The organism is Mesorhizobium sp. M7A.F.Ca.AU.002.02.1.1 (assembly GCF_003998535.1).
Classification (GTDB): domain Bacteria; phylum Pseudomonadota; class Alphaproteobacteria; order Rhizobiales; family Rhizobiaceae; genus Mesorhizobium; species Mesorhizobium ciceri.
In genome coordinates, this window is sequence record NZ_RZPB01001170.1 from 1 (window position 1) to 1323 (window position 1323).

Consider the following 1323-nt stretch of genomic DNA (forward strand, 5'->3'; position numbering starts at 1 on the left):
CATATATTTAATGTGCGCAGCCCCCGGAGAATTGTCATAAAGACGCGATATCGAGACGGCTTCTTTGCCTTACAATAGCCTCGCTGCGTCTGCTTCATTTCGGGAAACCGGTAGACGGAAGGATTGTTTTACCAACCGGAGTGCTGATGGCCGCCTGGAAACAGATACTTTTTGCACTCGTGGTGCTGGTGGTGGCGGCAGCCGCCTGGCTGCGCTTTTATCCCGGCGCACCGGACGTGCTGGCACGTTGGGGCATCGACTGGGCTTACGCGGCAACGCCCCCGGCTGAAACCGGTGCCGCCAACGCGAGGCAGGCAAACGGCCGCAACGGCAACCAGCGGGTGAACGTGGTCGCCTTGGCGGCCACTTCGGCTGTTATCAACGACCGCCTGCAGGCGATCGGCACCGGCCGTGCCAACGCCTCGGTGACCGTCAATCCTTACAGCTCCGGCCGCCTCGCCGAACTGCTGGTCGAATCCGGCAGCCATGTCGAGAAGGGACAGATCCTCGCCACCCTCGATTCCGAGACCGAAGTGATCTCTCAGGACCGTGCCAAGCTCGCCTTGCAGGACGCTCAGTCCAAGCTCGACCGCGTTAAGTCGCTGCGTGCCTCCAATGCCGCGACCCCGGTAGCCGTGGCTGATGCCGAGGTGGTGCTGGCGGGCGCCAAGCTGGCGCTTCAGGACGCGGAACTTGCACTGCAGCGCCGGTCGATCCTGGCGCCGATCGCCGGCACCGTCGGCATCCTGCCGATCTCGGCCGGCAATTACGTCACCAACCAGTCGGCCATCGCCACGCTCGACGACCGGTCCTCGATCCTGGTCGATTTCCTGGTACCCGAGCGCTTCGCCGCCGCCGTCAAGGTCGGTGCGCAATTGACGGCGACGCCGATCGCCAATCCCAGCAACGCCTATAGCGGCACCGTTTCGGCCATCGACAACCACATCGATGAAAAGAGTCGCACGCTGCTGGTCAAGGCCAAGATCGCCAACCCGGCCGATTCGCTGCGCGCCGGCATGTCGTTCGGCATCACCATGAAATTTCCGGGGCAAACCTATCCGGCCGTCAGCCCGCTGGCGATCCTGTGGGGGTCGGACGGCGCCTATGTCTGGCAGATCGAGGATGGCAAGGCCAGGCGGGTCCCGGTGCGCATCATCCAGCGCAACACCGAGACCGTGCTGATCGACGCCGAGATCGACAATGGCGACATGGTGGTCACAGAAGGCACCCAGAGCGTCAGCGAGGGCGGCGCGGTTCGCCTTGCCGGCGAAGAGCAGCGCGCCGCGGACGCCGCCGCAGGCTCATGACCGGAACCATCAACAC

1 protein-coding gene is annotated in these 1323 nt (G+C 64.1%); it reads left to right on the plus strand.

What is annotated here, in order from left to right; translation table 11 throughout:
* The first annotated feature begins 146 nt into the window (after positions 1–146).
* Positions 147–1307: an efflux RND transporter periplasmic adaptor subunit gene (locus EN879_RS36175; protein ID WP_063170332.1), complete on the plus strand. Its 1161-nt coding sequence runs from the start codon at positions 147–149 to the stop codon at positions 1305–1307.
* The last annotated feature ends 16 nt before the right edge of the window (positions 1308–1323 follow it).